The following is a 1,191-nucleotide window of genomic DNA, read 5'->3' on the forward strand; positions in this document are numbered from 1 at the left end:
TTACTCGATGATCGCGGCGACGACGCCTGCGCCGACGGTGCGGCCGCCTTCGCGGATGGCGAAGCGCAGCTTTTCTTCCATCGCGATCGGCACGATCAGGTGCACTTCCATCGCGATGTTGTCGCCCGGCATCACCATCTCGGTGCCTTCCGGCAGATGCACGACGCCGGTCACGTCGGTGGTGCGGAAGTAGAACTGCGGACGATAGTTGGTGAAGAACGGCGTGTGACGGCCACCCTCTTCCTTCGTCAGGATGTAGGCCTCGGCCTTGAACTTGGTGTGCGGCTTCACCGAACCCGGCTTGCACAGCACCTGGCCGCGCTCGACGTCTTCACGCTTGGTGCCGCGCAGCAGCGCGCCGATGTTGTCGCCCGCCTGGCCCTGATCGAGCAGCTTGCGGAACATTTCGACGCCGGTGCAGGTCGTCTTCTGCGTCGGGCGGATGCCGACGATCTCGATTTCCTCACCGACCTTGATCACGCCGCGCTCGACGCGGCCGGTCACCACGGTGCCGCGGCCCGAGATCGAGAACACGTCTTCGACCGGCATCAGGAACGGCTGGTCGATCGGACGCTCCGGCTGCGGGATGTAGGCGTCGACCTGCTTCATCAGCTCGAGGATCGCGTCGTGGCCGAGCTTCGGATCGGAGTTCTCCAGCGCCGCCAGCGCCGAGCCCTTGACGATCGGAATGTCGTCGCCCGGGAAGTCGTACTTCGACAGCAGCTCGCGCACTTCCATCTCGACCAGCTCGAGCAGTTCCGGATCGTCGACCATGTCGCACTTGTTCAGGAACACGACGAGCGCCGGCACGCCGACCTGACGGGCCAGCAGGATGTGCTCGCGGGTCTGCGGCATCGGGCCGTCGGCCGCGGATACGACGAGGATCGCGCCGTCCATCTGCGCCGCACCGGTGATCATGTTCTTGACGTAGTCGGCGTGGCCGGGGCAGTCGACATGCGCGTAGTGGCGGTTGGTCGTCTCGTACTCGACGTGAGCGGTCGAGATCGTGATGCCGCGCGCCTTCTCTTCCGGCGCCTTGTCGATCTGGTCATAGGCCGTGAACGTCGCACCGCCCGTCTCCGCCAGAACCTTGGTGATCGCCGCCGTCAGCGACGTCTTGCCATGGTCGACGTGACCGATCGTCCCGATGTTGCAATGCGGCTTGGTACGTTCAAACTTTGCTTTGGCCAT

The 1,191-nt window shown here is 64.7% G+C and carries 1 protein-coding gene; it reads right to left on the reverse strand.

The annotated features are described in order from the left end of the window. Complete coding sequence (tuf, locus tag IP86_RS24750; protein ID WP_054165100.1) at positions 1 to 1,191, reverse strand: elongation factor Tu; 1,191 nt, start codon at positions 1,189 to 1,191, stop codon at positions 1 to 3.

The organism is Rhodopseudomonas sp. AAP120, from assembly GCF_001295845.1.
Lineage (GTDB): Bacteria > Pseudomonadota > Alphaproteobacteria > Rhizobiales > Xanthobacteraceae > Rhodopseudomonas.

Coding starts and splice junctions, on each gene's coding strand:
- tuf (WP_054165100.1), bottom strand. CDS start 1,191: ATGGCCAAAGCAAAGTTTGAACGTACCAAGCCGCATTGCAACATCGGG.